We start from the raw sequence: 25,601 nt of genomic DNA on the forward strand, positions 1-25,601 counted from the left end.
TAAGCAATCAAAAAAATGCTGTAAAAAGGTTATACTCTTAAAATCCACCGCTCTTCTCTTTGCCTTTCTTGGCTGGTTTTGTTTTTGTTGGTTCTATCTTAGCCGGCGCTTTCTTCACCGGAATCAATGGTTTGTAATAGGTAGTGAAGCGCTTGATAAACGCATTTTTTTCTTCTGCAGCCGCCTCCACTACTTTTATTCCGCCTTTTTTCTGTGTCTTCATCGACTCACGCACTGTGGCTAAAAAGGAATTGTCAGAAGAATAAACACCTAACTCTCCCTCAAAATAAGCGAAATAATACCAAAGATCTTCGGATAATTCCCAATAGGCGTAAAACTCTTCCTTGTTTGGCTTCTTCACCACCTCCATCATCCCCTTCACCGTAGCATTCACATCTACCGGCCCCACATGAATCAAAGGCAGATCCCCTATCGAATAAAAAGCACTCAAATTAGGCGACCAAGCCCATTTTACAGAAGAGAAATTAATCATGCTGGCGAATTCAGGATCCACTTTATCCAAGGCCAAATGCTCCCGATCCATTCTGGCTTTCGTGGCCTCCGGAATTTTTTTGCCTAAAATCGGCTCTACCCGCTTCAAGTATTCGTCTCGATCCGCCGGCTCATCCGCCGCAGCTGTAAGTAATCCCTCTTCTAAATTGTATTTCACAATGCGATCGCCCATTTTCTGTAGAATGGGAACCGGCACTTGAAACTGTAAACTGAGCCAAGATTCGATGCGCGGAATCAGCGTGTCGATGGACATCGAAATCTTACCAAAAGACCGTACCAGCTTATTTCCCGTGAATAATTGCACCATCCCGTCCGTGTCCACGCGCTTTTTCGGAATCGATAAATGCATCTGCGATTCCGCATTTTTAATGCTGTACACTTCGGACGCTTCCGTCACTTCGCCGGCCGCTTTGAACAAGACTGGGTCGTCTTCATTCGACATGGGACCTAGGAAAGAGGGGTATAATTTATTCGCCGCATTCACGAAAATACCGGCGGTGACCGAGCGACCGAGTTCGTCTTTTAACTCGTCGTTTACCACAATTCCCTTCGAATTCGCGAATGGAATCCAGGCCGTTTTGAATTTCAGGGTGCCTAATAAGGGCCGGATGGATCCTTTGAATTCCAAGCTCGGTTTTTCAGAAAGGAAATACACATCGCCTTTGAATTCTTGGTGTGCCGTTAATTTTAAAGGCGTTTTCTCGATGTAGCGTGCCTCGGCTCGGATTCCTTCAGGCAGAAAATCGAAGTTCTTCATCGGAATCATCAAGCTGTCGCTTCCCTCCACCGGCAACAAGTAATTCGCTGTTCCCGTAAATCGATTCGCGTTAGCGGTAACGGTGTTGATGTTTGCCAAAACATGGCCATTCACCGTCGCCCTCGCTCCTACTAAAGATTTAAATTGGCCACCCTTCGCGATAGCGAGTAAGCCTTTTGCTGGATAAACGGTTGCAGGCCCAATCTCGATTTCTTTCACGCCTTCTAGCGAAATGACCTCAGAAACTTGATCCAGCACCCCAAATTTCGCGGTGATGGGCCCTGCTTTCGAAGTGGAATCTAAGATGTGTAAAACAGGCTTCTGTAGTTTGATCTTTTGGTTTTTTTGCTCCCAAACCGCTCCTGCGTAAGTCGTGGAATACCCTTGAATCGGCAAGACAGCTTTCGCATCTTCCACCGCTTTAAAGTTCAGATTCACCGCGCCGGGTGCAGCTTCGATAGAAATCCGTTCCGCCTGGAATACCGGTTTCTTCAAACCTATGGTGAGCGATGCATCCTTCGATTTCCACGTCGCAGGTTGGAAATAATACAGTTCTGATTTCAGTTTTCCATCACCTAAGGTAATGTCGCCCTTCCCAAAAACCTGCTTCTTGTGCATCCAAACCGGACCCTCTAATTGCAATTGATTCGCATAGAGCGCAAAGGAATTCTTCTCCGGATAAATGGCTAGGGAATCCTCGCGTGGCAACCAGGTGAATCGGTGTCCTGGCAGACTCGCAATGGGGCCTTTCTTGTTCGCCATCTCCCCTAGTTTCCCTTCGGAGCCGACACTAATTAGCGAATCCGGATACAGGAAGGCCTCTTTTAGCGTGGATTGGAACCCATCCATCGAGAAAAATCCTGCCGTGTGGAGGCCCTTTTTGTCCATTTCCAGTGGGGCGCTTAGGCTGAGGTTGGCCTTGTTTTGATAGATTTTAAGGGGCGTTTTCTGAGTATAGGTAAAGCCAAAACTTTGGTCCGGCTTCAAGATCAATTGCGTGTTTAAAGCAGGAACTAGTCCTTTGGAATGGAAAGTACCCACAAATACGGGCGCCTTTTGCGTCAAACTATCTAATGCAATGCTGGGCACCTTAAAATAGTAGGTCGAATCATACACCCCATTCGCGCGCCAGGGCTCGTCGAAGTGGGCGGTCATTCCCTTGGGAATAATCAATTTAGGGTATTCTGCTACGCCAAAACGTCCCGACTTATTTCCTGGTGGACTCAAAATAAGCGAACCAGATCCGTAACGAAAAGCCCCTCCAAACTCCTTGGATTGGCCTTTAGGGATAAAAGTGATCGAATCAATCTGCGCAAATTGCGCGGTAAAGTCGTTGAACTTGAAGGCAAAATCTGGGCCTCGGAAACGGTAATCACCGATCTTGATTTCGCCTAGGAAGTTGAAGTCGCGCCCTTTTTGGAAAGTCAACGCCTCATCATACGGAATAAATTCCGCCTTCAGCGAGTCCGAAATCATTACCTGCTGGATGCCCCGAATGCGCAATTTCTTGTCTACTAAATCGAGGGAAATCGAGGCCGAATCCGCATCGAGATTTTCGCCCATCGAGGCCGCATAAAAGGTGTCAAAATCCTTTTTCTCATACGCCACACGTGCATAATGCCGCCCCAAAGCCGTAAAAGAATACAACCCGTCCACCACTTGCATATAGCCCGCATCCACATAGGACTGAAAACCGGATTGAATCTGCTCCGGCCGGCGATTCACTAAAACAGCTAGGTCGCCGATGGTCGCCGCCTCTACTTTATTCTCCACTACATAGCGGTACAGAATCCGCATAGGGCTATAATTCAACAAGCCTTGTAATTCCTGAATGCGGCCGTCGTTGTAATAATCCTTCGACTCAAGCCAGGCTGGAACTTGGTTTCGTCCGGAAATTTGGTAAAAATCGATGCGCTTTTCCTTCACCCTTAACACCCCTAAATCCACCGACATCCGCATCTCGTGGAACGTGTCTTCGAACAAGGCGCGATTCGTGGCACCGGTTAATTTTTTAAAATGGAAGGTCTGGTTTTTCGGATAATACTGACCGGCTAAATCCCTTCTTGTGAGCGAATCGTTTTCGCTTAATGGACTACTCCAGCGACCTTGCGGAACGACAATTGACGAGTCTGGCAAGAACCAGATCAGTGGCGCAGCCATCGTTCCCAGCTGTTGGAAATGCAAAGCCCCGTCCCTTAAACCTTTCCGCAGATCCTTGAAAACGGGTTTCCCCTCCGCTTTCCAGACATCGCCGATCATTTCGGTGGCTTCGGTTCCCTTAAATTCAAAGGGAAAGTATTTGTCTTTGCGCCGTAAGGTGAGTGATCCCTCGCCATTCAGCGCTTTTTCCTGCTCAATCCAGTCCGCCGAAATAAATCGAAGCGTTCCATTCGCCGGTTGAAATTGCATCGCATCGATTTGTAGACGTGCGTTCTTGTGACCTAGTTTTTCGCCTTGAATTTCTCCGCCTTTGGCTGTGCCGGTTTTCGACTTTTCGTCCCACGAAAATTCCGTCACTTGAAAAACGAGGCTATCATTCGCGACGCGGTAAGTGATTTCCGAGGGCCCCCACTGGTTCTTCTCTTTCTGAGCGCTATTCACGCGCAGCGAATAGGGCCCCACCTGAATCTTTTGCGCAGAAAGGCTAAAGCTCAGGGCGAGGGTGAAAAGTAGGATGCGAAAGAAAGTGATCGTATTCTGCATAAAGGGATAAAAATACATAAAATATTCAGATATTTGGGTCAAAATAATCCCTATGTCTAACGTACTTTCCTTATTCTCAGCTATTAAAGCCTTTATTTTTGACATCGACGGTGTGATGACGGACGGCAATGTACACGTTCTGGAGACAGGCGAACATTTCCGCACCTTCTACATCCGCGATGGCTATGCGCTAGAAAAAGCGCGGGAGGCTGATTTTCAACTGTGCGTTATCACAGGCGGAAGTCATCCAGGGGTCAAAAAACGTTTAGAAAACCTCAAGTTTCAACACATCTATTTCGGTTTAGGCGGGAAAGATAAATTAGAAACCTACCTCGAATTATTGCCCAAATTAGGGGTCAAAGAAAATGAAATCCTATATATGGGCGACGATATGGCGGATTTAAAAGTCCTGTCTCGTCCAGATATTTTAAGCACTTGTCCGGCAGATGCGATTCCTGAATTGCACCAAGTCGTGAAATACGTTTCTCCTTTTAATGGTGGCCGCGGTGCGGTGAGAGATGTGATTGAAAAAGTATTAAAACTCCAAGGAAAATGGGCTTAATCTTACCAGTAAAGGGGATATCACCCGTTTTAGGAGAAGACAACTGGGTCGCACCTAATGCCACCATCGTGGGGGATGTACAGACTGGAAAGCAGTGTACAATCTGGTTCAATGCGGTTGTACGCGGGGATGTGAATTCCATTCGCATCGGCCATTATTCGAACATTCAGGACGGTGCGGTAGTGCATTGCACCTACCAAAAAACCGTTACTTCCATCGGTGATTATGTTTCTATCGCACACAACGCGATCGTTCACGGATGTACCATCGAAGACAATGTGCTCATCGGAATGGGGGCCATCGTGATGGACAACGCCTACATTGAAACAGGCAGTATCGTTGCAGCAGGTGCCGTGGTGACGCAAGGAACTCGGGTGCCGGCAGGCAGTATTTACGCGGGAAATCCGGCCAAATATTTAAAAGATGTCAGCCCTGAGGCGGCTGAAGTTTTCAAGCGCACGGCCTATAATTATGTAGAATACGCGTCTTGGTTTTCAAATCCAACACAATGAGCAATGATCCCTTACATGGCGTAACACTCGAAGCCATTTTAACTGATCTAGTCGATTTATTAGGCTGGGAAGAGATGGCTCGCAAAATCCGCATTAACTGCTTTGCAAGCGATCCGAGTATCAAATCTAGCTTAACATTCTTGCGCAAGACGCCTTGGGCGAGGGCGAAGGTGGAGACGCTGTATATTTGGAATATTAAAAAACTAGAGAAGCACAAAAAGGCCCGCAATGCCCAGCAGGTAGACGAGTAGGACCACAAAGGAGTCGTAGCCCATCCGCAGAATTTGCTTTTTCGGGTGTATCACCATTCCCACCATGTAAATGCCGGTTAAGAAGATGCCCAAAGCCGTGAGGTAAATATCTGGTTTAGAAATACTCGGCAAAATCGCGTCGCCACCGATCAGTGAGGCGACTAAAAACAAGACCGGCAAGAAGGCATTACCGCCAAAAATATCACTCACTGCCATATTATAATCCCGGATCCGTGCTGACGCAATTCCGGTGGAAATCTCCGGCAAGGCGGTGCAAAGTGCCAGTATTGTTCCTCCAAAAAGTACCCCATCAATCCCCCAGCGAACAGACAACGTTTCTCCAGAAGCTTCTAAGGCCCAGCCAGCGCTTAAGGTGAGCACGGCGCCACCCGCTAAGACGAAAAAGGCTTGACGTAATGTCCCCTTAAAACGAACATTGGGATGACGAAGCTGGTAATTCACATCTTGTTTGCTGCGGTAGTCCGGCTCGGATTTACCTACTTTGGCAATCATAAAAATCGATCCCAACCAGATTAATGCAATCATCCACTCGAAGGGGGTCGAACGCAATAGCAGGAAAGAGGACGGGAATGTGGTCCCCATCAGTACCAAAGTCAAGATAAATATAAGCGCCACACCCTCTAAAACGAGTACCTTTGAATGCCCTTTCCAAGTCAAGGGGGCCGATCTCCCTACCCCAAATACATCGATTAACACCAACACCACCGTCTGAATCGCAATGCCGCCTAAAATATTGCTGACAGCGATATCATAATCTCGGTGATAGGCCGCGACAACCGTAATAGCGATTTCAGGCAGATTAGTCACGATGGCCAAAAAAACCATCCCCCCAAAAGCCTCCCCTAAATCATAGTGGTCTGTAATATGGTCAATGGCCTTAGTCAAGTGGATTCCGGTGATCCAGATCACAGCGGTTGAAACCAGAAAAATAGCTACTAGGATGAAATCAGACATGTTCGCCGCGATTTACCAGCCAGCCAAAAATAGCCGCCGTGATGAACATGATAATACTATACACCACCGCCGGAATCGTCATTGTCCCATTCCCGATCTCGCTCAAGGCAATAAATATCGCCAAAGACCCATTGTGAATCCCGATCTCCATCCCTATCGCGATGGCCTGCTTCTTCTCCAAATTCAACAATCGCGGCAGAAAATACCCAATCGAAAGGCAGGCCACATTAAATAAAAGACAAGCCAAACCGACCGTCTGAATATCTTGCATCAAGTGATCGCGCTCTTTCCATCCGGCCAAAACGATAATTAAGGCGAGGAAAATCGCGGATAAGATTTTCACGGGAGACTCGAGCTTTTGTGCAAATCCGGGTGCTTTTTTTCGAACCAACATCCCGATCGAAACAGGTAAAATAACAATCAAACACACCTCTAATACTTTCGAAAATTGCAGAGGAACGTAGGCGTCCTGCTGCATCAATAATTTCATCGAAAGATTGACGATAAAAGCGATGGAAACCACCGATAAAATGCTGTTGAGGGCGGTGAGGGTGACATTCAGCGCGACGTCGCCTTTGGCAATATGCGAATACAAATTCGCCGAAGGACCGCCAGGAGCCGCAGCTAAAAGCATCAAACCGACGGCTAATTCAGGGGGTAAGTTTAGCCCTTTCGCGATGAAAAAGCAGATGATAGGCAGCAGAATCATTTGGGTTCCTAGGCCTACGATGACCGCTTTCGGATATTCATAGACGCGCTTGAAATCCGCCATCGTGAGCGACAAACCTAATCCGGTCATAATTATCGCGAGGGCGATGGGCATTAAAACGACGGAGAGAAAGCTTGCTTGCATGCGAAAATTTTTAAACCTTGCGGTGCTTAAAATTAAAGAAATACTTGATCTTTCTCCTAAAAATCTTTGTTCGTTTAGCTCTTCGCCTCTTTTGCCCGTCCCTCGTGGTAAAAAATGCGGAACTGATGAAAACCAAAGGCCCCGTTTTATTAGTCGTTAACCACCCGGATTCTTTTTTAGATGCGATCATCATTGGCGCTTTGTATCCGCGAAATATCAATTATTTAGCGCGGGGAGATGTATTTAGAAATCCAGTTTTCGGGTTCTTGCTGAGGCAATTAAATATGCTTCCGGTATTTCGCCAACGAGAAGGGAAAGAGCACCTGCACCTGAATTCAAACACCTTCCGTCAAGCAGTGGAATGCCTCCGCAACGACGGAATTGTATTGATTTTCATCGAAGGAATCTGCCTGAATACCCACGAGTTGCAACCGTTTAAAAAGGGCGCGAGTCGTATTTTAGAGAGTGCGCACGCGGAGGGAATCTTCCCGATTGTTCAGATTGCGGGGATTGGGTATTCGAGTTTTACGGCTTTTGGGAAGGGAATTCACCTGGCTTTCAAAAATATGTCGTGGACTTCGCCTATCGTGGAAGCGGCGGATCGAGTCAAGTTTAACGCGGCGGTTTTCGAGAAGATGGAACGCTTGATTGAGGTTCCGAAGCACGTAGGATTCCCACGCGGATTGCTTTACTATTTTGCCTTGCCTTTGTATATTCCGGTGCGGGCTTTTGCGGCGGCGAAAACGAAGGATTCTGTCTTTTATGATTCGGTTTTGTTCGCCCTTTTGCTTTTTACTTTCCCCGTCTACGTCGCGCTCGTGGTGACGATCGTTCTGAAGGTCAAATTGATTCTGGGCTGATGCACTTTCGTGGTGGGTGGCAGACGATGTAGCCAGTGCGTTTGGGTTTCGCCTTTCATGACAAGTAAGCTTCCGGCTTCGAGGAAGACGTCTATTTTTTCGCCAGATTGTTTGTGCTTGAAACAGAATTTACGTTCTGCGCCAAAACTCAGCGAGCCAATCGCCCCATTTTTCTTCAGGTCTTTTTCGCCGTCACTGTGCCAGGCCATTCCTTCGGAGCCGTCGTGGTACAAGTTCAAAAGACAGGAATTATAGGTTTCGCCGGAGTGTTTTTCCGCGAGGGATTTTAAGGCTTGCAATTCAGGCGTCCAAGGCAAGGCCGTCTTAGTCGTGTTCGAATAGGTATACGAAAAAGGTTCGTCTCCATACCAAGCCACTTTGCGTTTCGTGATGATGCGTTTGCCATAAATGACCGCCTCATCGTTGCGCCATTCGATGCGTTCTAGTAGGGCCTGCGCCATGTCGGCAGCTTCCGTAGAAGACATCAACTTCCCGTAATAATGAACGATTCCGTCGCCTGGAAGCAGGTTTACCGAAGGGTCCGCAGGGAAATCGAATAGCTCCATGTTAGTTCAGACGGCGTAAGCTGATCGCACAGCCGCCACCGCGTTGCAGGCGGAATGTCATTTTTGACTTCGCCGTTACGAGGCGTTTTTCGACTACGTAGGCTTCTGGATTCTTCTCAAAATCCGCATCATCCGCATCGCGGTAGAGTAAGGCTTCGTAGGTTTTATCCGGATCTAAAAAGTCTAGATCGAAGGACATATTTCGAGCCGTCGCGTTCGTGATCGAACCGATGAACCAGGTGTCTTTGTTTTTTGCCTTGCGGGCAATCGTTACGAATTCGCCCGGTTCTGCGGTGATGATTTTCGTGTCGTCCCAGTCCACCGCTACGTCCTTGATGAATTGGAAAGCGTCCAGTTTAGGCTCGTAATTTTCCGGTAAATCTGCCGCCATTTGCAAGGGGCTGTAGATGGTGACGTAGAGGGCTAATTGTTTGGCCAAAGTAGAGCGTACTTTCGTCGTCCGCGTCGAATCGAATTGATTCAAGTTCATGTGGAAAAGTCCCGGTGTATAGTCCATTGGGCCACCCATCAAACGTGTGAAAGGAAGAATAGTCGTGTGTTCCGCGTTAATTCCAAGCGTAGGCGCGTTGTTAAATTCCGATCCTCGGGCGGCTTCGGCGGCCATCCAGTTCGGATACGTGCGATGCAAGCCCGTCGGGTGAACCGACTCGTGTGAATCGACCATCAGGTGGTAATTCGCGGCTTTCTCTGCTACACGAGTGTAGTGGTTCACCATCCATTGGCTATCGTGGTGCTCGCCCCGCGGGATGATTTTACCTACATAACCCGTCTTCATGGTGTTGATTCCTTTGTCTACCATAAATTGGTAAGCTGCATCCATTCGGCGCTCGTAATTCGTGACTGAACTCGAAGTTTCGTGGTGCATAATCAGTTTCAAGCCTTTCGATGCGGCATATTTTGTGAGGGTGTCTATTTGGTAATCCGCGTAAGGCGTCACGAAATCGAATACTTCTTCCTTCCAGTTTCCGAACCAATCTTCCCAGCCCGTGTTCCAGCCTTCCACTAAGACGCCGTCGAATCCGTGTTTGCCCGCGAAGTCGATGTAGCGTTTCACGTTTTCCGTATTTGCGCCGTGTTTTCCACCTGCTAAAGGCCAGTTCGCTTTGCCCACGTGCATTTCCCACCACATGCCCATGAATTTTTGGGGTTTGATCCAGGTGGAATCCTTGATTTTCGAGGGTTCGTTTAGGTTCAAGATTAATTTAGAGGCCAAAATCTGTTCCGCCTTATTCGACACCACCACCGTTCTCCACGGGGTGTTGAATGGCGTCTGTGCGTAGGCCTTATTTCCAACTGCATCCGGCACTAGAGCGGAGGTAAATTCGAGTCCCTCTAGCTTCAAATGCATCGCCGGATAATTGACTAATGCCGCCTCATGCACATTCACATAGAGGCCATCCGCTGACTTTAACATCAGGGGAGTTTGGACGAAGTTTTTGCCCATTAAAGACGTCACCGCGATGTCTTTTTCTTTTGCCGCTGCGGCAAGGGCATCGATTTCAGAGATTTTAGTTCTTTGGTAGGTATATTCATTCGTATCGTAATCTCCCGGAATCCAGAAGGCATTGTGGTCGCCCGTCATCGTGAAAGAAGACCACTCGTTATCGACGATAAAATGTTTGAAATTGTCTTGCGACGGGAAGAAATAACGGAAGCCGATTCCATCATCAAAAACGCGGAAAATCACGTCCATCCATACCCCCGATTCCTTCAAATGCAGGGTCAATTCCTTGTAGTTATTTCGGATCTCCTTTACCTCGCCCCACACCGGTTTCCAGGTGCCGTCCACGATAGTAGAATCCACGCCTAGGATTTGGAATTTACGTAATTCTAATGCCGGCTTCTTCAGAGTCAAGCCTAGATCAGAAGGTGCGATGACCTCTTTGGCTTTATAAAAAACCTGGTATTTTAAAGCTCTATCAGCACCTTGCGATACTTGAATTGAAATTTGATCTGTAGGCGAAGCTATCTTAAACGATTTTTGGGCGAATAAAGAGACGCTCAAAAGTAGGAGAAGAAGGGTTTTGTTCATACCGCAAAATTACTAAAATAATAGATTAAACGGTAAATGATAGGCAAAATTGCCTAAGGCAAAAACTCGATCGCTGGCTTCTTTCCTGTCTTCACAAAAGCGCGCATCGCATCAAATGCTTTAGCGGTCTGTGCATCCGTGAACTGACAATGCGCCTGACCGTTCGTGTATTTAACGGCAAAGTATTGATCGCGCCCTTGTGCGTGAATCATATTTTCAATGTTCGTCACGGCATAGGAAACCGGAATTAATTGATCGTAAATCGTGTGCATTAACACGACTGGCTTATCAATTTTTCCGGTGCGGTCGTAGCGTGCAAAAAGCTCTGCCTGATCCTTCGTGGCAGGTAAGCGTTCCGCTACTGCGTTTACTTTCAAGTTATCTGGGAAGCCCGTGTAAAGCGTTTCAGTATTGTCAAAAGGATTGCCTTTTAGCTTGAGGGCGATGTCGCGTAACACGTTTTGGTTAAAAAATAAGGCGCCAGGAAGGTCATCGAATTTCAAGTCAAAACGCTTCGCAAAAGCCACGGCTAACACGGAGTCTTTCTGCAATAAGGCCTTTTTGATCTCGCCCATTCGTTTGCCTGCGGTGGCAAATGACACAAATCCGACAGTGCTATTGACGTCAAAAATATCTTTCAACGAAGGTACGATTCCTGGGAATAAACCGTTCATCGTCGCATACATATCGTACTCTTTTCTGCACTGTAAATACGGGCGAGAGGATAGCGGGCAAAGAGGTAATCCACCGTTATAGTATTGGCCAAAATTCTCCAAAGTCGCGAACGTAATTCCACCGCCCATCGAGTGCCCCATCATAAAGGTCGAGTCCGGTTGGCCCATCTTTTTGATAAAGGCTTGGCGCAATTCTTCGGTCGCATCCACTCCCTCGGGCAAAGCAAATCCTTGAATGGGATAATCAGATGCTGCAACCGCAAAACCTCGATCCAAAATTACCTGTAAACGCTTATCTAATCCCGCATTCGCACTCGCCGCCGGGGTTCCCATAAATTGGTACCCGTGGGCATACATCACGAGTTTTTTGTTCCATTTAGCCGGCATCAAAATCTGATAACCTCCCCCTTTCAGGGTACCTAAATCAATTTTTTCTTGGGCAAAAATAGTGGTGCTAAGTGCGAGGAAGAGGAATAGTTTTTTCATAGTGAAGATTAAGGAGAAGCAAAATAGGAAAAAAATGGTAATTTGCGGCATGGAGAAGCCTTATATCGTCGACCAAAAATTCGAGAAAGAAAGCACACTCGCCATCGGCGAATACGAACATTGCATTTTCAAGAACTGCCTGTTCGAATCGGCTGATTTTCAACAATTCCAGTTCATCGACTGTGTTTTTGAATCATGTAATTTGAGCCTCGTTAAACTTAGCGGCGCTTCTCTCCAAAAAGTACATTTCAAAGACTGCAAAATGCAGGGCCTTCGCTTCGAAGCCTGCAATCCTTTTTTATTCGAAGTAAGTTTCGATACCTGTGTTTTAAACTTGTCTTCCTTCTACCAAATCAAGGGGAAAAAGGCGAAGTTCGTGGGCTGTTCTTTGCACGAAGTGGACTTCACAGAATCCGATTTCTCGGAAGCCATTTTCGATGATTGCGATCTGGCTGGGGCACTTTTTGACCAGACGAATCTAAGCAAAGCGGACTTCCGCAGCGCGTTTAATTTTATCATTCATCCCAGCATAAATCAGATCAAGAAAGCGAGGTTTTCGCAGGACGGTTTGGCAGGATTATTACAGGGCTTTGACATCTCTATCACCTAATATGAAAAAAATCTTACTCCTACTCCTACTGAGCACCACGCTTTTCGCGAAAGGCCGCTATCCTCGTACGATTGTGACAACTGACGGCGAAATCGATGACGTGGACACCTTCATCCGAATGCTATTGTATTCGAATGAATACCAGCTGGAGGGCTTAGTGTATTCGAGTTCGATGTGGCATTATAAGGGCGACGGGAAAGGGACGAAATTCACCTCCGAAATGGAGATGACCCGCCAGATGTACGGCGCAAAAACGGATCTGCGTTGGCCAGGCGTTCAATGGATTCAAGATTTGTTGAAAGCGTATGGACAAGTTCATCCGAACCTGATTTTACATGACAAAAACTACCCATCTCCTGCCTATTTAAACTCATTGGTCAAGGTGGGGAATATCGATTTCGAAGGAGAAATGGAGCAGGTGACCGAAGGATCAGAATGGATCAAAGCAAAATTGTTAGACAACGATCCGGAGCCCATCTACTTGCAAGCCTGGGGTGGAACAAATACGATTGCTAGAGCTTTGAAATCGATAGAGGAGCAGTTTACGGGAAAGCCGGGCTGGGATGCATTGAAAAATAAAATCTCTCGAAAAGCCATTATCTACACCGTGATGGATCAGGATGCGACGCTGAAAAATTACATCGCTGGACATTGGCCGCAGATTCGCGTGTTTTACAATGCGCAGCAGTTTGCCAGTTTCGCTTATCCATGGAAGCGTGTGATGCCTAAGGCGACGCAACCCTATTTTGAGGGAACCTATATGGGGCCTAAAATCATCCAGAATCACGGGCCTCTTTTACAGATGTATTATGCCTACGGGGATGGCCAAAAGCAGCCCGGCGACGACGAGCACATACACGGTGATCCGACCAAGCTGAAGGATGCGCAATGGGGATCTTTCCAACCTTTTGATTTTATTTCCGAGGGAGATTCTCCCGCGTTTTTGCACCTGGTGGATGTGGGATTGAATAACTTGAATAACCCGTCCTACGGTGGTTGGGGTGGTCGATTCGCTCTTGCAGAGGGAAATCCGTATCGCTTCGAAGACAATGATAAAGCGGCGGATTTTAATCCGGAGACAGGGAAATTAGATATTTCTTATTCCCAAACCCGCTGGTTAATCGCCGCGCAAGAAGACTTCGCGGCCCGCGCAGATTGGTGTGTGAAATCGTTCAAAGATGCGAACCATGCACCGCAAATAACGGTCAGTGAAGGCATGTATGTGTACGCAAAACCAGGTGCAAGTCTTGACCTTCATGTGATTACTAGAGACCCCGATGGGCACGCCATTAAGCTGAAGGTTTGGCCTTATCCGGAGGCAGGATCCGGGAAAGCTGAAGTGCAAATAGAAAACATAACGGTAAAAGTGCAAATACCAGCGACCGCAAAAAAAGGCGACACTTTTCACGTCGTGGTAGAGGGAACTGACAATGGTTCTCCTGCCTTAACCCGTTATAGACGTGTAGTAATCACAATAGCCTAAAATTGTCCATGATCACACTTCAATTAGTTAAATCCCAGGAGGAGATGAAAGGCGTTTTAGCCTTACAGCAAGCTAATTTGCGTAAAAACATTACCCAGGAAGAAGCGGAGACGCAGGGTTTTTTGATGGCGGAATATGATGTTGATTTTCTAGAATTACTGAACCAAAAAAGCCCGGGTATCATTGCGAAAGATGGAGAAAAAGTGGTGGGATACAGTTTAGTCGCCTTACCAGAAACGGCACGCCAGCACCCTTTATTAGCAGATCTGGTGCAGAATATTGAACGCTGCATTTTCAAAGGTAAGCCGGTTGAAAATTATGCGATTGTGGCTCAGCTTTGTGTTTCGAAGGAGTATAGAGGACAGGATTTGGTCCAAAAACTCTACGGAAGTTTCCGAGATCATTATGCTAATCGTTACACGTATTGTGTAACAGACGTCGCCCAGGCAAATCACCGTTCGCTAAAAGCGCATCAAAAACGTGGATTCCAAGTAATTGATACCTTAGATTATGGTGGAATTGGCTGGAATATTGTGTTGTGGGATTGGAATAAAAAAACTTTTTAAGGGATACGATGATATACCATAATGCTCAAAATACTGCGGTCGTAATAATTCAAATTAGGGCGTTGCTGAAAGGCGTGCAAATAACCCACATCAACTGTTAAATTATCTCGTAAGGGAATACTGACACCGGCAAACATCCGGTGTTGATCTAAGTCATTCGCGGGATTTTCCTGCGCCGCATTCAGTAAAATTTCCGTATTCACTTTTCCTTGGATTCGCTTGATGAAGGGAAATAAGGCTTGAATTCGGTAACGAAGTCGGTAATTGCTGAAGTTGATGGCATCCGTCAGTTCTGTACGACTCGTATTCGGTACTCGGTTAAAGCGCATCTCCGACCTGAAACGATGATCTAAGCGTACCTTGGACACGCGGTGTTTGTAAACGATATCTAGATGAGGGCGGTATTCCGGAATGGCTAGTCTATTCGCCGTTCGTGGATCATTAGGGGTGTTTAGGAAAAGGGCCGCTCCAGCAGAAAGATCCCAATTATCCCCAATCGTTAGGTGCACATGCGCTCGAAAGGCATTTTGGTGGTGTACTAATGGGTCTATAAAATGACGGGTATGTGCCTCGCCTTGGACATACCATTTCGTATGTAAAGAATGAGTGAGGTAATATCCGTACCAAACTTGGGATTGATGCTCAATTAGACCTTGGCTTTGCGCTGCGAAGAACGGGAACAAAAAGAAAAATACATACTTCATCTAGCAAAGATACTATTATATTCTATAAAAACGATAGACTAAGTATTCTTTATGTATTTCTGCCTAAAAAACTAACTAAACAGCACATAAGCTACCGCCAATGTCACAAACACATTAAACAACTGGGCGATTAAGAAAGCGTATAAAGGCTTCTTTCCTTCTTTCGAGAATAGGTCTGAGAATTTGGTTTCCAAACCGATGCTCGTGAAAGCTAGGGCAAACCAAAGTCCTTGCAAGGCTTTAAATCCTCCCTTCACTGAATCGATCGTTTCGGATGAAATCACGAATGAGAAAAGCAACGATGCCGCGATGAAACCCAAAACGAACTTAGGGAAACGCTCCCAAATAATCGCTCCCGTTGGCTTCGCTTCTTGTACTGTAGCAGATTGATTGTTCGTCACCGTCCAATAGATAGAGATGGCGAAAGCGGCGAAACCTAATAAAACGTTTTGGGAAAATTTAACGATCGTCGAGATCTTCAAAGCCTCCTCGCCCACCATCGTTCCAGACGCAATCACCGCTCCGGTCGTATCAATCGTTCCGCCTAACCAGGCACCAGTCACCGCTTGCGAAAGACCCAAAGCCTGTGCAATAAATGGCAAAAAAATAATCATCGGAATCGCTGTAATCAAGACGATGGAGATAACGTATGATAGCTTCTTCGAATCTCCTTTAATGGCTCCAGACGTCGCAATCGCAGCCGAAACACCACAAATAGAAACCGCACTGGAAATCATGATGGCGAATTCTTCGTCGATGCCCATTTTTTTGGAAACCCAAAAAGCAAAGTACCAAACCGAAATCACCACCACCAAAGCTTGAATCAAACCGAGTGAACCGGCCTTCAAAATATCCCCGAAAATCACGCTCGTACCTAATAAGATCAAACCGATTTTCACGAACAATTCTGTCGAGAGGGATTCGGTTAACCACGCCGGAAGCGTGAAGAAATTACTCAAAACCAACCCGATCGTTAAGCTGAAAATCACCGCTTCTAAATTCCAATTTTTCAGGAATGCGTTGCCGGCTAACACTAGCGCGAGTGAGGTAAGCACGAAAACAATGGGGAAACCTTTGGCCGTACCTGACACACTTTTGCCTAAAACACTTGCCGCGAGAATCGCGATGATATACGTGAAAATAAATAGCTGACCCAGCTTTAACAGATTGCCGGACGTGATAACCTTTTCGGTTAAATCAACGGTGGTGTCCCAGCCGAAAGAAGGAGATGGAATTTTCACTCCAAGAAGGGCCACGCCGATGATGATAAATCCTAAAAGGACAACGGTCCAATCTTCAGTTAAAAGGTTCTTCTTCATTATTTTGCTGGAGTCAACACGATGTTTCTATATTCCACTGGACCATGATCGCCCTGAAACATGAGGGGCCCTGGCGCTGCTTCGTCGCTGTCCATCGCGCCGCCTGTGATGCCGGGGATGTTTTGTTCGACGATGACTTTTTGGCCATTTAGCATGACTGAAACCTTGCGTCCTACTAACGTGATGTCATAAGTTTGCCATTCGCCGGATGGTTTTGCGGCTTGGAAAAGCGGATCGATAAAACCATAAATACCGCCTAAATAGATGCTGTAGGGCTCTTTGCCAAAACTATCTTCCACCTGCACCTCGTAACGGCCGCGTAAATACACGCCACTATTACTTCCTGGCGGCAAGCGGAATTCGATGTGCAATTTGAAGTCGTTGAACTTTTGTTCGGTGCATAAATTTGCACCAGAAGCAGGACTTTTCAGCACGCCATCCTCCGCGATCCATTGGTTTTTAGGCCCTAAGGCTTTCCATCCTGTTAAATCTTTTCCATTAAATAGGGTGATCGGTTTTTGCCAAACCGGTTCCGCTGTTCTCCACAAAGAGGGGGCGCGAACTCCAGTAAAAGCCATCGCTTTGCCGTTTGGTTTTGTGATGATTCCAGACAATTTGCCGTCTTTCAAATCTCCCTCAAAACTCATCTGAACGTCCGTCAATTCCCATTGAGGGGGAATTTTAAAGGAAATGTGTCCATCCTTAAAAAACACTTCTGATATGGGACGAGCAGAACCGCCATCCGCCACAAAACGACCCGTTAATGTTTTTAATCCTGAATGACGCACCTCTAACCAAGACGGCGCCGTCGAAACGCCGCCATTGCGGTTTTCCATGGATACGTTTAAATCCCAAGCACCTTCTAAAGGATGGTGTTCTTGTGCAAATAGGCCCGTTGAAATGGTCAATAAGGCAAAAAGTGCTTTTTTCATCTGTGATCTCCTTTTTAAATTAGCTACTACATGTAAACAAATATACTTATAAATAGGGGGCACTAAAACCTAATTTTTTCATTCCCGCTTTAATTTCAGAACAAGATGTAAGTAAATTCCAAACAAGCCCTGTTCGATAATTTTCAATCATTATGACAATTGGACCTTGATCAATTGCTAAATGAGAGTTACTAAACCAACGGTCCTCTAAACTAAATGCATCTGCAAAACCTCTATTGCTAGAAAACAACCTATCCCCAAGAACATAATAATAAAAACGAAGGGCTCTCATACTCTCCTCGGGCGTATAAGGCATTGAAGATAATGCAGCCGTTGGTGAAATGACCCCTATATCCGTTGTCGGATCATTCGCGGCATAACCGTTTGGAATATCAGATGCGGTTAATCCCCAACAATTCTTACTATAGCCTTGAAAGTTTTTGGGATTTGAAACACAATATTGATAATTGATTTTTGTATGATTGACGACTTGTACTTGGTAATCCGCATATTGATCCTTTAATCCAAAAGGATTTATGCCTAAAAATGAAAAATGTGAAAAAAATAACGGGCCTCCAAAGCTTGGTCCTAGTGGTAAAGAATGCCCAAAATAACTATTTCCATTTTTCATCGTTAATCCTTTTGCAAAACCGTCGTGGTACACCATTGCAGAGATTGGATCTTTTGAAGCGGATGCTGCTAAAATATAGGTTATTAAGCATTCATTCCAACCGCGGATAGGATGGTTCATCGCAAAAGAATAATTGGGACTCCAATGCCAATATAAAACGTTTTGGTTGTTATTTCTAAACCAATTCCATTCCACTTCTTCACAAAGTGTATTTATATCTGTTCTTAAGAGTTGCTCCCTCTCATCGTTTGAATTAAAAAATTGCCGTACCGTTAATAAGCCAGCTATCAAATACGAGGTTTCCACGAGGTCAGCCCCATCATCTTTTAGACTAAACGGTATAACCTTACCCGTCGTTCCATCGATCCAATGAGGAAAGGCTCCATGGTACCTTTGTGCTTTTGATTTTAAAAATTGAACCATTTTTAAAGCCCTTGCCAATCCCTCTGATTTTGAAATAAATTGCCTATTAATGGCAATCGGTAGCGCCATTAATCCAAATCCTGATCCACCAATAGTTACCGTTTGACCAGAACTTGTTCTTTCTCGAGCTAAACCAGAATCCGGATGACCAAATTCCCAAAAATACATAAAATGACTCTTTTGAATTGTATCAAGCAATGCTTCATCTGAAAGAAGAGGAAACTTTTTTGAAGTATCTATCCCCGTTACCCACTCCGTTTGAAAAGAAGTTAATAAGCGTTTCCCTGAAGGTGATTTTAGGCCCGAAGATAGGAGTAATCGATAGGCACTAAGTGATTCAAATTCCGACAATGGCTTAATTTCTAAAATACGATCCTCCCCTGAAATCGAAATTTGTACAGGAATTCGTACGCCTCCTTCATTAGAAATAGATGCCGCATCCTCTACGCTTGAATTCGCTACAGAACTATTAAATTCTAACTTTATAGAGGCATTCAAGGGTACCCCTTTCGTTATCTTGGACTTAATTACCTCTTCATTGATTGTTACTTTAATAACTTGTAGGTCATTTAATGGATTTGCGGCGGCTGGCAACTCCATCGATTTTGAGCATGACAAAATAATAATACTCAAAAAAAATCCTCTGAATAATAAGCTCATCGAACAAGTTATTTGATTTGGCAAATTAATGGCGAACCGCCTTCATCTGAGGCGAAATAAAATGAATTAATAACCACGCAAATAAATACGCGCAGCCACAAGCCACAAATATAACATTATATCCGGCTGACAAAGCCTGGTCTGCCTTGTAGGAATCTAAAATGACTCCAATAATGTAGGGGAAAATCACGCCTCCTAGCGAACCTGCCAAGCCACCGATGCCCACGACGGAGGAAACGGCGTGTTTGGGAAACATATCCGAAACCGTCGTAAAAATATTTGCCGACCAAGCCTGGTGCGCCGATGCCGCGATGGAAATTAAGAACACCGCCTGCCAAATATCCGTTGCCCAGCGCGCCCCAATAATGGGCACCGCACAGAGCGCAAAGAAAAACATCGAATACTTCCGCGCCTTGTAGACCGGCCAGCCTTTCTTCATCAACCAACCCGAAATATAGCCTCCGCCAATACTCCCGATCGAGGTACAGGTGAACAAAATCGCCAAATGCAAACTCGGCTTTTTCAAGTCAAGCGCGAAGGTCGTCGAGAAATAGGACGGCAACCAAAACAAGAAAAACCACCAGATGGGATCCGTGAAGAACTTGCCCACGATGAAGACCCAGGTTTGGCGATATCCAAAAAGTTTAGACCAGGCGATAGGTGCGACTTCGGACTTTTCTTCCTCAGACTGTATATGCGCTAATTCTTCCGTAGTTACCGATTTGTGTTTCGCGGGAATTTCATAAAATACCCACCACAAAATCAACCAAATAAATCCGATCGCCCCCGTAATAATGAAGGCTTCTTGCCAGCCATAGGCGCCTAAAATCCAAGGCACCATAATGGGCGCGACCATGGCTCCTATGTTTGCTCCGGAATTAAAAATGCCCGTCGCTAAAGCTCTTTCTCTTTTAGGGAACCACTCTGCGACCGTCTTTATCGCCGCCGGAAAATTTCCCGCTTCCCCGGCTCCTAAAGCGGCGCGTGCCGCGCCGAACCCGAACGAAGTCTTCGCCAAAGCATGCGCCATCGCCGCGAAAGACCAGATGACGATGGAGATGGCGTAACCCATTTTGGAACCAATCTTATCGATCACCTTCCCAAAAGCCAACAATCCGATCGCATACGACGCCGTGAAACACATCACGATGAAACTGTAATCCGTCTCCGACCAGTTCAATTCCTTCTCCAGCGTGGGCTTCAACAAGCCAATCACCTGGCGATCCAAATAGTTAATCGTGGTCGCAAAAAACAAGAGGGCGACCACCACCCAGCGGTAATTTCCTTTCATTAGAATCCGATTGAATTCCCGCCGTCAACCGGGATTGAGACGCCTGTTACATAATTGGATGCATCCGAAGCTAAATAAACCGCCGCCCAACCGATGTCTTCCGGTTTCCCAAAATAGCCCATCGGCGTGCGATCCATCGCCTTGTGTTTGCGATCCGGATCCGAATTCATCGCCGTTCTACTCATCGCCGTTTCGATAAATCCTGGCGCAATCGCATTCACGCGAACGCCTTTGCCGGACCACTCAGAAGCGAGCACCCGCACTAAACCATAGATACCCGTTTTAGAAGATGCATAGGCCGCGACACGGTCGATTCCATAATAAGCCGCCATCGAAGAGATCATGATGATGGATCCTTTTCCGCGTTCCAACATATGTTTCCCCACCTCTCGCGTCAGCGAGAAAACAGCATTCAAATTCACGTTAATGATGTTCGCAAAATCATCATCTGAAACTTCTACGGCCGGACGTTTCATGTTGATGCCCGCATTGTTGACGAGGATATCGATGGCGCCATGTTTCGCCACAAGATCCGAAACCAGCTGTGCCGTCAAGCTTAAGTCTGACACATCATTCACCGCATAATTTGCCCCAGCACCCAGATTTGCGACCGCCTCTTTTAGCACCTCTTCGCGGCGACCCGTGATCACGACTGTGGCGCCGGACGCTAAAAAGCATTTCGCGATATCGAATCCGATTCCGGTTCCGCCGCCCGTGATGAGCGCCACGCGCCCTTGCAATGAGAATGGTTGTTGCATCTTATTTCAGTTGGTAAATACGTACAATTTCTTTTATTTCTGCCAAAGTCCGCGCAGGCGTCCCGTAGCTTATCGGTAATTTCGAATAGGTTTGGAAGTACAATAAATGGGCATCGCGCCACAATACCGACTCCCGTTGTTGCGACGCTAAACGTCCGCGAACATCCGCAAAAATCTCCGGATCCACCTTGCCTTGCAGCGAATCCCAGTCCTTTTGCAAATCCTTCACTCCCTGCAAACCGGAATTCATGCGGTAGCAGAATTCATCCCAAATCGTCCGCCCAGAAGTCAATTTCTCTTTCCAGCCCACATGGTGAAACCACAATAGATAATTCAAATCCGTCTTCGCAGGATCAAGCCATTGTTGTGCGACCGCCGGATGGTATAAACTTAAAGCATTGCTTCCCGACGCTTTTCGGTCAAAACCCAAGCCCACAGAATCCGCGCGATGGTAATAAATCGACGTCCAGTCGGGGCGCTGACTACGCTCGAGCCAAGGCTCCGGGCCCCAGTGAATTCCCTGGCCCATCACGTGGTGCAAGCCTAGAGGCGTCGTAAATTTCACATAAGTGTCGCGGGATTTCATCAGAATATCCGAAGCCGTTTTCGCCGCTTTTTCGTCGTGGGTCAAGGTCTGCTTCACCCACTCGTCCGCAATTTTTTCGGAGCTCAAGGTGTGATCCCAAGCCAATCGGCCGAACGCATACCAGTTCGCTTGCGACAGTAAATGTCCTGTCCAGTTTCTGTCGGAACCCGTGTTTGCCACGCCCGCCATCATCGTGATTTGGTCGTTGCCCAGGCTGCCGTCGATGACTTTCGCGACGGTGGAACCCTTACCGTTTTGGTAGGTATCTGAATCCAAGCATTCCTTAAAGAGGATGGATTGGTAGAAAACGTTCGTGCTGAAACCCGTGTATTCTTGGGTGATTTGGAATTCTAATGCCAAAGGCGTCTTCGGCATCGCTCCGAAAAGTGGATGAAATGGTTCCCGAGGTTGGAAGTCAATCGGGCCATTTTTCACTTGAACGATCACGTTTTTCGCGAAAGTTCCGTCCAAAGGTTTGAAGTCGTTATAGGCTTCTTTGAAACGGTCGCCCTTCGGGTTAGGCGCATATACAAACGCGCGCCAAATGACAATTCCATTAAAGGGTTTCACCGCCTCCGCCAACATATTTGCGCCGTCGGCATGTGTCCGACCGAATTCTTGTGGCCCCGGTTCGCCCTCTGAATTGGCTTTCACTAAGAAGCCCCCGAAATCCGGAATCTGTGCATAAATCTCTTTGGTTTTGGAAGCCCAAAACGCACGAACCTGTGGATCCAAGGGATCTGAGGTTTTCAATTTCCCCACCAGTTTAGGCGAGGCAAAGTTCACTGATAAAAACAGTTTGATGCCGTAGGGTCGGAACACGTCGGCAAGCACTTTTACTTTCATTAAATACTCCGGCGTCATAAACCGCGCCGAGGCATTTACGTTGTTCACGGAGACCGCGTTGATCCCGATGGACGCGTTTGCCCGGGCGTAATCCGTGTAGCGCGGGTCGACCGTTTCCGGCAATTCGTACCATTTCCACAGCGATTGCCCCGCGTATCCGCGCTCGATTGTGCCCATCACGTTGTCCCAGTGGTTCAACATGCGGAATTTGACTTTGGGCGATGAGCTGAAGTTTGCCAAAGGTTTCTCCTGCTGAATCATCCTTAATAATTCGAAAACCCCGTACAAAATCCCGCGGTCAGAGCTGGCTTTTATTTGAATTTGCGGGCCTGCAACGATGCTAAAAGCTTCTTCTTTAAGACTCGGATCTTTCACGAATTGAATGCTTCCTTTCGACGTCGCGCTGATCGGCGCCACCCCTGTCAAACCCTTCAAGCCATTCGTTAATTCTTTCTTCGCCGTCTCTAAAATGGGCGTCGAGGCAAACTCGGATGAGATCGATTTCGCATACGGCGCATAGCGAGCCGAAGATGCGACTTTGTCAAATTTCAACCACAAGCGGTAGCCATCATCTGCCCTCAAAGCGAAACTACACACAACAAAAAACACCGCTAAAAAGGAGCGAATCGCTAGTTCTAGTCCGCGGATTTCCGCCAAACCGCGCAATCGTCCGATCGCCGAATAGCCTGGATAGGTTTTCTTTTTCAAATCATCTAACATTTGGTGACCATGATCTGGGCGCATCGGAATCTGTTCACCACCTCTTCTTTTTTCTTCTTCCACCACCGCTTTCACTACTTCAAACATATCCACATCACCCGTTAAATGCGGTGCCTCGTGGAAAATCAACGGGTCATTCTGTTCTCTAAATGTAGTCCGCAAATGCAAGAAGTGAATGCGATCTGCGAAGCGACGAACCATCCCTGGCAAATCGTTATCCGCTCTCACTCCTAATGAACCCGTGCAAAAAGTAATACCGTTCGCGCGTTCTGGAGAAGCATCCATCAATGCAGTCAAATCCGATTCCGTACTCACCACTCGCGGCAAGCCTAATAAGGGGAAAGGAGGATCATCCGGGTGGATGCATAAATTAATACCCAATTCCTGTGCCAAAGGCGCGATGGATCGCACAAAATAGTGCAAGTTTTCGCGCAATTGATCCGCAGAAATGTCTTTGTATTCGTCTAAAAGACTTTGGAAATTCTCTAAGTGAAAAGCCTCCTCTGAACCGGGAAGACCTAAAAGTGCGGTGTTTTTTAACTCTGCTTTTTCTTCGTTCGTCATTGTGGCGAAACGCTGAGCCGCCGCAGTCTGAACCGCCGGCGTGTAATCTTTCGAGGCCCCGGGACGTTGTAAAATATGCAAATCAAACACCGCAAAATCCGTCCAAACAAAACGCAATGCGCGTGCGCCATCCGGCATCTCAAAGTTCAGTTTTGTCCGCGACCAATCAAGCACGGGCATAAAATTATAGCACACGGTTTTAATCCCGCAAGCCGCGAGATTTCGTAATGATATCTTGTAATTTTCTATGAGTTGATCGCGCGACGACAAGGCTTTCTTAATCCCCTCGTGCACTGGCAGCGATTCCACGACTGACCATTGCAAAGGTGTCCAATCCTGATTCCCCGCTTCAATAATCGATATACGCTCTTGAATGGACTCGGTAGGCCAAACTTCCCCCACCGGAATTTGGTGCAATGCAGTCACGACCCCTGTACATCCGGCTTGACGAATATCCATCAAGGAAACCGGATCGTTCGGACCGAACCAACGCATCGTGTGTATCATTGTATTTTGTTTAGAGGCTTATGCATTCAGTTTAGAAGCTTTTGCTTCTGGGTAAAGCGCAAAATGCACAAAATTTACTGAAAAACCTGCGGGATTGGGGGGATGGTTGCAACCGTATTTGCGGATATATTATCGTATATTTGCGGATATTTACGTATATTTCTGAATGAAAATAAATAACCTACAGCTCGACCTAGATATGGCATTGGTGTCTGAAATAGCAAAAATCGACCGATTTGATGCAGCGTGGGCGAATTATGAAAAACGGGAGGGCGACTCGTTGAAACAATTAAAATCCATTGCCACCGTGCAAAGTGTGGGAGCATCCACCAGAATTGAGGGCTCTCAAATGACGGATGACGAGGTGAAGGTTTTTATCAATAAAATTGAGATATCTTCTTTTACAGAAAGAGATCAGCAAGAAGTGGCGGGATACTTTGAAACATTGGATACTATTGCTGAGCACTTTGGCACGATTGAAATTTCAGAAAACCAAATCATGGGGCTGCACAGCCTCCTACTAAAATACGGCGAAAAAGATGCTTGGCACAGAGGTAAATTCAAGCAGGTAAGTAATTCTGTCGAAGCAAATTTAGCGGATGGAAGCAAGCAAATCATTTTCAAAACGAGCGAACCCGGACTCCGGACGCAAGATGATATGATTCGTTTACTCGAATGGTATCGCACTGACAAGGAAACCTTACCCCTTATCAAAGCAGCACTTTTTGTTTATGAATTTTTAAGTATTCATCCTTTCCAAGATGGAAATGGGAGATTAAGTAGATTATTAGGCAGCTTGCTCCTATTGAAAAGCGGATATTCTTGGATTCAATATATCAGTTTTGAAAAGGAAATCGAAAGCAGGAAATCAGCCTATTATAAGGTTCTCATAGACACACAGCGAAACCGACCTAGTGAAAATGTGACGGAATGGCTGCGCTTTTTCTTAAGCTGTTTAAGTCATATTCAAGAGAACTTGCTGTTAAAATTAGACCAAAGAAGAACGGACAATTTCGCTTCCAATCAACGTGAACGCAAGATCCTTTTCTTCATTGAAAATCATCCGGGATGCAGCTCTGGAGAGATTTCAAGCAAACTCGATTTAGCGCTTCCTACAGTCAAAAAAGACTTAAAAGAGTTAGTGGAAAAAAAGGTGATTTATAAAGAGGGTGTGGGAAGAGGAACGGCGTATTTTTTGATTTAAGTAAACAAAATTTCTAATCGCCTCATAAATCG

21 protein-coding genes are annotated in these 25,601 nt (G+C 46.3%); 8 read left to right on the forward strand and 13 right to left on the reverse strand.

The features are described 5' to 3' along the window. Window positions 1–37: 37 nt before the first annotated feature. Window positions 38–3,973 carry a hypothetical protein gene (locus EWU21_RS04085; RefSeq protein WP_130895536.1) on the reverse strand — a complete coding sequence of 1,312 codons (3,936 nt, stop codon included), beginning with the start codon at window positions 3,971–3,973 and terminating at the stop codon, window positions 38–40. Between the two features lie 52 nt (window positions 3,974–4,025). Between EWU21_RS04085 and EWU21_RS04090 the strand changes: the two genes are divergently transcribed. From EWU21_RS04090 to EWU21_RS04100, 3 genes are read left to right on the forward strand one after another with little or no spacing between them, the layout of a single operon-like run. Next, complete coding sequence (locus EWU21_RS04090; protein ID WP_130895537.1) at window positions 4,026–4,535, forward strand: KdsC family phosphatase; 510 nt, start codon at window positions 4,026–4,028, stop codon at window positions 4,533–4,535. Further along, window positions 4,526–5,047, forward strand: a complete 522-nt coding sequence (locus EWU21_RS04095) for a gamma carbonic anhydrase family protein (protein WP_130895538.1) — start codon at window positions 4,526–4,528, stop codon at window positions 5,045–5,047. Before EWU21_RS04090 ends, EWU21_RS04095 begins: the two co-directional genes overlap by 10 nt. Further along, complete coding sequence (locus EWU21_RS04100) at window positions 5,044–5,298, forward strand: VF530 family protein (protein ID WP_130895539.1); 255 nt, start codon at window positions 5,044–5,046, stop codon at window positions 5,296–5,298. Before EWU21_RS04095 ends, EWU21_RS04100 begins: the two co-directional genes overlap by 4 nt. Here the strand turns inward: EWU21_RS04100 and EWU21_RS04105 are convergent. Then, the gene (locus tag EWU21_RS04105; protein ID WP_130895540.1) at window positions 5,251–6,273 is read right to left on the reverse strand and encodes a sodium:calcium antiporter; all 1,023 of its coding nucleotides are present in this window, start codon (window positions 6,271–6,273) and stop codon (window positions 5,251–5,253) included. The genes EWU21_RS04100 and EWU21_RS04105 overlap by 48 nt on opposite strands. Continuing rightward, complete coding sequence (locus tag EWU21_RS04110; RefSeq protein WP_317127222.1) at window positions 6,266–7,276, reverse strand: bile acid:sodium symporter family protein; 1,011 nt, start codon at window positions 7,274–7,276, stop codon at window positions 6,266–6,268. The genes EWU21_RS04105 and EWU21_RS04110 overlap by 8 nt, the downstream gene beginning before the upstream one ends. Between EWU21_RS04110 and EWU21_RS04115 the strand changes: the two genes are divergently transcribed. Continuing rightward, the gene (locus EWU21_RS04115; RefSeq protein ID WP_262707893.1) at window positions 7,231–7,986 is read left to right on the forward strand and encodes a 1-acyl-sn-glycerol-3-phosphate acyltransferase; all 756 of its coding nucleotides are present in this window, start codon (window positions 7,231–7,233) and stop codon (window positions 7,984–7,986) included. The genes EWU21_RS04110 and EWU21_RS04115 overlap by 46 nt on opposite strands. On the opposite strand, the gene EWU21_RS04120 is transcribed toward EWU21_RS04115, so the two are convergent. From EWU21_RS04120 to EWU21_RS04130, 3 genes are read right to left on the reverse strand one after another with little or no spacing between them, the layout of a single operon-like run. After that, complete coding sequence (locus tag EWU21_RS04120) at window positions 7,932–8,552, reverse strand: alpha-ketoglutarate-dependent dioxygenase AlkB family protein (RefSeq protein ID WP_130895543.1); 621 nt, start codon at window positions 8,550–8,552, stop codon at window positions 7,932–7,934. The two genes, EWU21_RS04115 and EWU21_RS04120, sit on opposite strands and share 55 nt — an antisense overlap. A gap of 1 nt (window position 8,553) precedes the next feature. After that, complete coding sequence (locus EWU21_RS04125; RefSeq protein WP_130895544.1) at window positions 8,554–10,605, reverse strand: glycoside hydrolase family 97 protein; 2,052 nt, start codon at window positions 10,603–10,605, stop codon at window positions 8,554–8,556. 53 nt (window positions 10,606–10,658) lie between these two features. Further along, entirely contained in the window at window positions 10,659–11,765 is a 1,107-nt protein-coding gene (locus EWU21_RS04130; protein ID WP_130895545.1) for an alpha/beta hydrolase family protein, read from the reverse strand. 49 nt (window positions 11,766–11,814) lie between these two features. Here EWU21_RS04130 and EWU21_RS04135 point away from each other — a divergent pair, with 49 nt between their 5' ends. The 3 genes from EWU21_RS04135 to EWU21_RS04145 are packed head-to-tail and all read left to right on the forward strand — an operon-like array spanning window position 11,815 to window position 14,424. Next, window positions 11,815–12,375, forward strand: a complete 561-nt coding sequence (locus EWU21_RS04135; RefSeq protein WP_130895546.1) for a pentapeptide repeat-containing protein — start codon at window positions 11,815–11,817, stop codon at window positions 12,373–12,375. Between the two features lies 1 nt (window position 12,376). Next, window positions 12,377–13,858 carry a DUF1593 domain-containing protein gene (locus EWU21_RS04140; protein ID WP_130895547.1) on the forward strand — a complete coding sequence of 494 codons (1,482 nt, stop codon included), beginning with the start codon at window positions 12,377–12,379 and terminating at the stop codon, window positions 13,856–13,858. Window positions 13,859–13,866: 8 nt separating this feature from the next. After that, window positions 13,867–14,424, forward strand: coding sequence for a GNAT family N-acetyltransferase (locus EWU21_RS04145; protein ID WP_130895548.1), 558 nt, complete (start codon window positions 13,867–13,869; stop codon window positions 14,422–14,424). Here EWU21_RS04145 and EWU21_RS04150 read toward each other — a convergent pair. The 7 genes from EWU21_RS04150 to uxuA all read right to left on the reverse strand — a co-directional run bounded on the left by EWU21_RS04150 (window position 14,421) and on the right by uxuA (window position 24,365). Further along, complete coding sequence (locus tag EWU21_RS04150; RefSeq protein WP_130895549.1) at window positions 14,421–15,128, reverse strand: DUF2490 domain-containing protein; 708 nt, start codon at window positions 15,126–15,128, stop codon at window positions 14,421–14,423. The two genes, EWU21_RS04145 and EWU21_RS04150, sit on opposite strands and share 4 nt — an antisense overlap. Before the next feature lie 71 nt (window positions 15,129–15,199). Further along, window positions 15,200–16,447, reverse strand: coding sequence for a YeiH family protein (locus tag EWU21_RS04155; protein WP_130895550.1), 1,248 nt, complete (start codon window positions 16,445–16,447; stop codon window positions 15,200–15,202). Further along, a complete protein-coding gene (locus EWU21_RS04160; protein WP_130895551.1) occupies window positions 16,447–17,379 on the reverse strand; it encodes a 3-keto-disaccharide hydrolase in 933 nt (310 codons plus the stop codon). The genes EWU21_RS04155 and EWU21_RS04160 overlap by 1 nt, the downstream gene beginning before the upstream one ends. Window positions 17,380–17,425: 46 nt before the next feature. After that, window positions 17,426–19,093 carry a glucoamylase family protein gene (locus EWU21_RS04165; protein WP_201738088.1) on the reverse strand — a complete coding sequence of 556 codons (1,668 nt, stop codon included), beginning with the start codon at window positions 19,091–19,093 and terminating at the stop codon, window positions 17,426–17,428. 25 nt (window positions 19,094–19,118) lie between these two features. Beyond that, on the reverse strand, window positions 19,119–20,384 hold the full coding sequence (locus EWU21_RS04170) for an MFS transporter (RefSeq protein WP_130895553.1): 1,266 nt from the start codon (window positions 20,382–20,384) through the stop codon (window positions 19,119–19,121). Further along, window positions 20,384–21,142: an SDR family NAD(P)-dependent oxidoreductase gene (locus EWU21_RS04175; RefSeq protein WP_130895554.1), complete on the reverse strand. Its 759-nt coding sequence runs from the start codon at window positions 21,140–21,142 to the stop codon at window positions 20,384–20,386. The genes EWU21_RS04170 and EWU21_RS04175 overlap by 1 nt, the downstream gene beginning before the upstream one ends. A gap of 1 nt (window position 21,143) precedes the next feature. Further along, the gene (gene uxuA / locus EWU21_RS11420) at window positions 21,144–24,365 is read right to left on the reverse strand and encodes a mannonate dehydratase (protein WP_317127217.1); all 3,222 of its coding nucleotides are present in this window, start codon (window positions 24,363–24,365) and stop codon (window positions 21,144–21,146) included. Window positions 24,366–24,531: 166 nt separating this feature from the next. On the opposite strand from uxuA, the gene EWU21_RS04185 reads away from it, so the two are divergent. Further along, entirely contained in the window at window positions 24,532–25,569 is a 1,038-nt protein-coding gene (locus tag EWU21_RS04185; protein ID WP_130895555.1) for a Fic family protein, read from the forward strand. Window positions 25,570–25,601 lie beyond the last annotated feature (32 nt).

This window comes from Aquirufa antheringensis (assembly GCF_004307425.1).
In the GTDB taxonomy this organism is placed as follows: domain Bacteria; phylum Bacteroidota; class Bacteroidia; order Cytophagales; family Spirosomataceae; genus Aquirufa; species Aquirufa antheringensis.

What these genes read in the sequence shown, in the direction of transcription:
- EWU21_RS04085 (WP_130895536.1), bottom strand. Translation starts at nt 3,973, where the DNA reads ATGCAGAATACGATCACTTTCTTTCGCATCCTACTTTTCACCCTCGCC.
- EWU21_RS04090 (WP_130895537.1), top strand. Translation starts at nt 4,026, where the DNA reads ATGTCTAACGTACTTTCCTTATTCTCAGCTATTAAAGCCTTTATTTTT.
- EWU21_RS04095 (WP_130895538.1), top strand. Translation starts at nt 4,526, where the DNA reads ATGGGCTTAATCTTACCAGTAAAGGGGATATCACCCGTTTTAGGAGAA.
- EWU21_RS04100 (WP_130895539.1), top strand. Translation starts at nt 5,044, where the DNA reads ATGAGCAATGATCCCTTACATGGCGTAACACTCGAAGCCATTTTAACT.
- EWU21_RS04105 (WP_130895540.1), bottom strand. Translation starts at nt 6,273, where the DNA reads ATGTCTGATTTCATCCTAGTAGCTATTTTTCTGGTTTCAACCGCTGTG.
- EWU21_RS04120 (WP_130895543.1), bottom strand. Translation starts at nt 8,552, where the DNA reads ATGGAGCTATTCGATTTCCCTGCGGACCCTTCGGTAAACCTGCTTCCA.
- EWU21_RS04125 (WP_130895544.1), bottom strand. Translation starts at nt 10,605, where the DNA reads ATGAACAAAACCCTTCTTCTCCTACTTTTGAGCGTCTCTTTATTCGCC.
- EWU21_RS04130 (WP_130895545.1), bottom strand. Translation starts at nt 11,765, where the DNA reads ATGAAAAAACTATTCCTCTTCCTCGCACTTAGCACCACTATTTTTGCC.
- EWU21_RS04135 (WP_130895546.1), top strand. Translation starts at nt 11,815, where the DNA reads ATGGAGAAGCCTTATATCGTCGACCAAAAATTCGAGAAAGAAAGCACA.
- EWU21_RS04140 (WP_130895547.1), top strand. Translation starts at nt 12,377, where the DNA reads ATGAAAAAAATCTTACTCCTACTCCTACTGAGCACCACGCTTTTCGCG.
- EWU21_RS04145 (WP_130895548.1), top strand. Translation starts at nt 13,867, where the DNA reads ATGATCACACTTCAATTAGTTAAATCCCAGGAGGAGATGAAAGGCGTT.
- EWU21_RS04150 (WP_130895549.1), bottom strand. Translation starts at nt 15,128, where the DNA reads ATGAAGTATGTATTTTTCTTTTTGTTCCCGTTCTTCGCAGCGCAAAGC.
- EWU21_RS04155 (WP_130895550.1), bottom strand. Translation starts at nt 16,447, where the DNA reads ATGAAGAAGAACCTTTTAACTGAAGATTGGACCGTTGTCCTTTTAGGA.
- EWU21_RS04160 (WP_130895551.1), bottom strand. Translation starts at nt 17,379, where the DNA reads ATGAAAAAAGCACTTTTTGCCTTATTGACCATTTCAACGGGCCTATTT.
- EWU21_RS04165 (WP_201738088.1), bottom strand. Translation starts at nt 19,093, where the DNA reads ATGAGCTTATTATTCAGAGGATTTTTTTTGAGTATTATTATTTTGTCA.
- EWU21_RS04170 (WP_130895553.1), bottom strand. Translation starts at nt 20,384, where the DNA reads ATGAAAGGAAATTACCGCTGGGTGGTGGTCGCCCTCTTGTTTTTTGCG.
- EWU21_RS04175 (WP_130895554.1), bottom strand. Translation starts at nt 21,142, where the DNA reads ATGCAACAACCATTCTCATTGCAAGGGCGCGTGGCGCTCATCACGGGC.
- uxuA (WP_317127217.1), bottom strand. Translation starts at nt 24,365, where the DNA reads ATGATACACACGATGCGTTGGTTCGGTCCGAACGATCCGGTTTCCTTG.
- EWU21_RS04185 (WP_130895555.1), top strand. Translation starts at nt 24,532, where the DNA reads ATGAAAATAAATAACCTACAGCTCGACCTAGATATGGCATTGGTGTCT.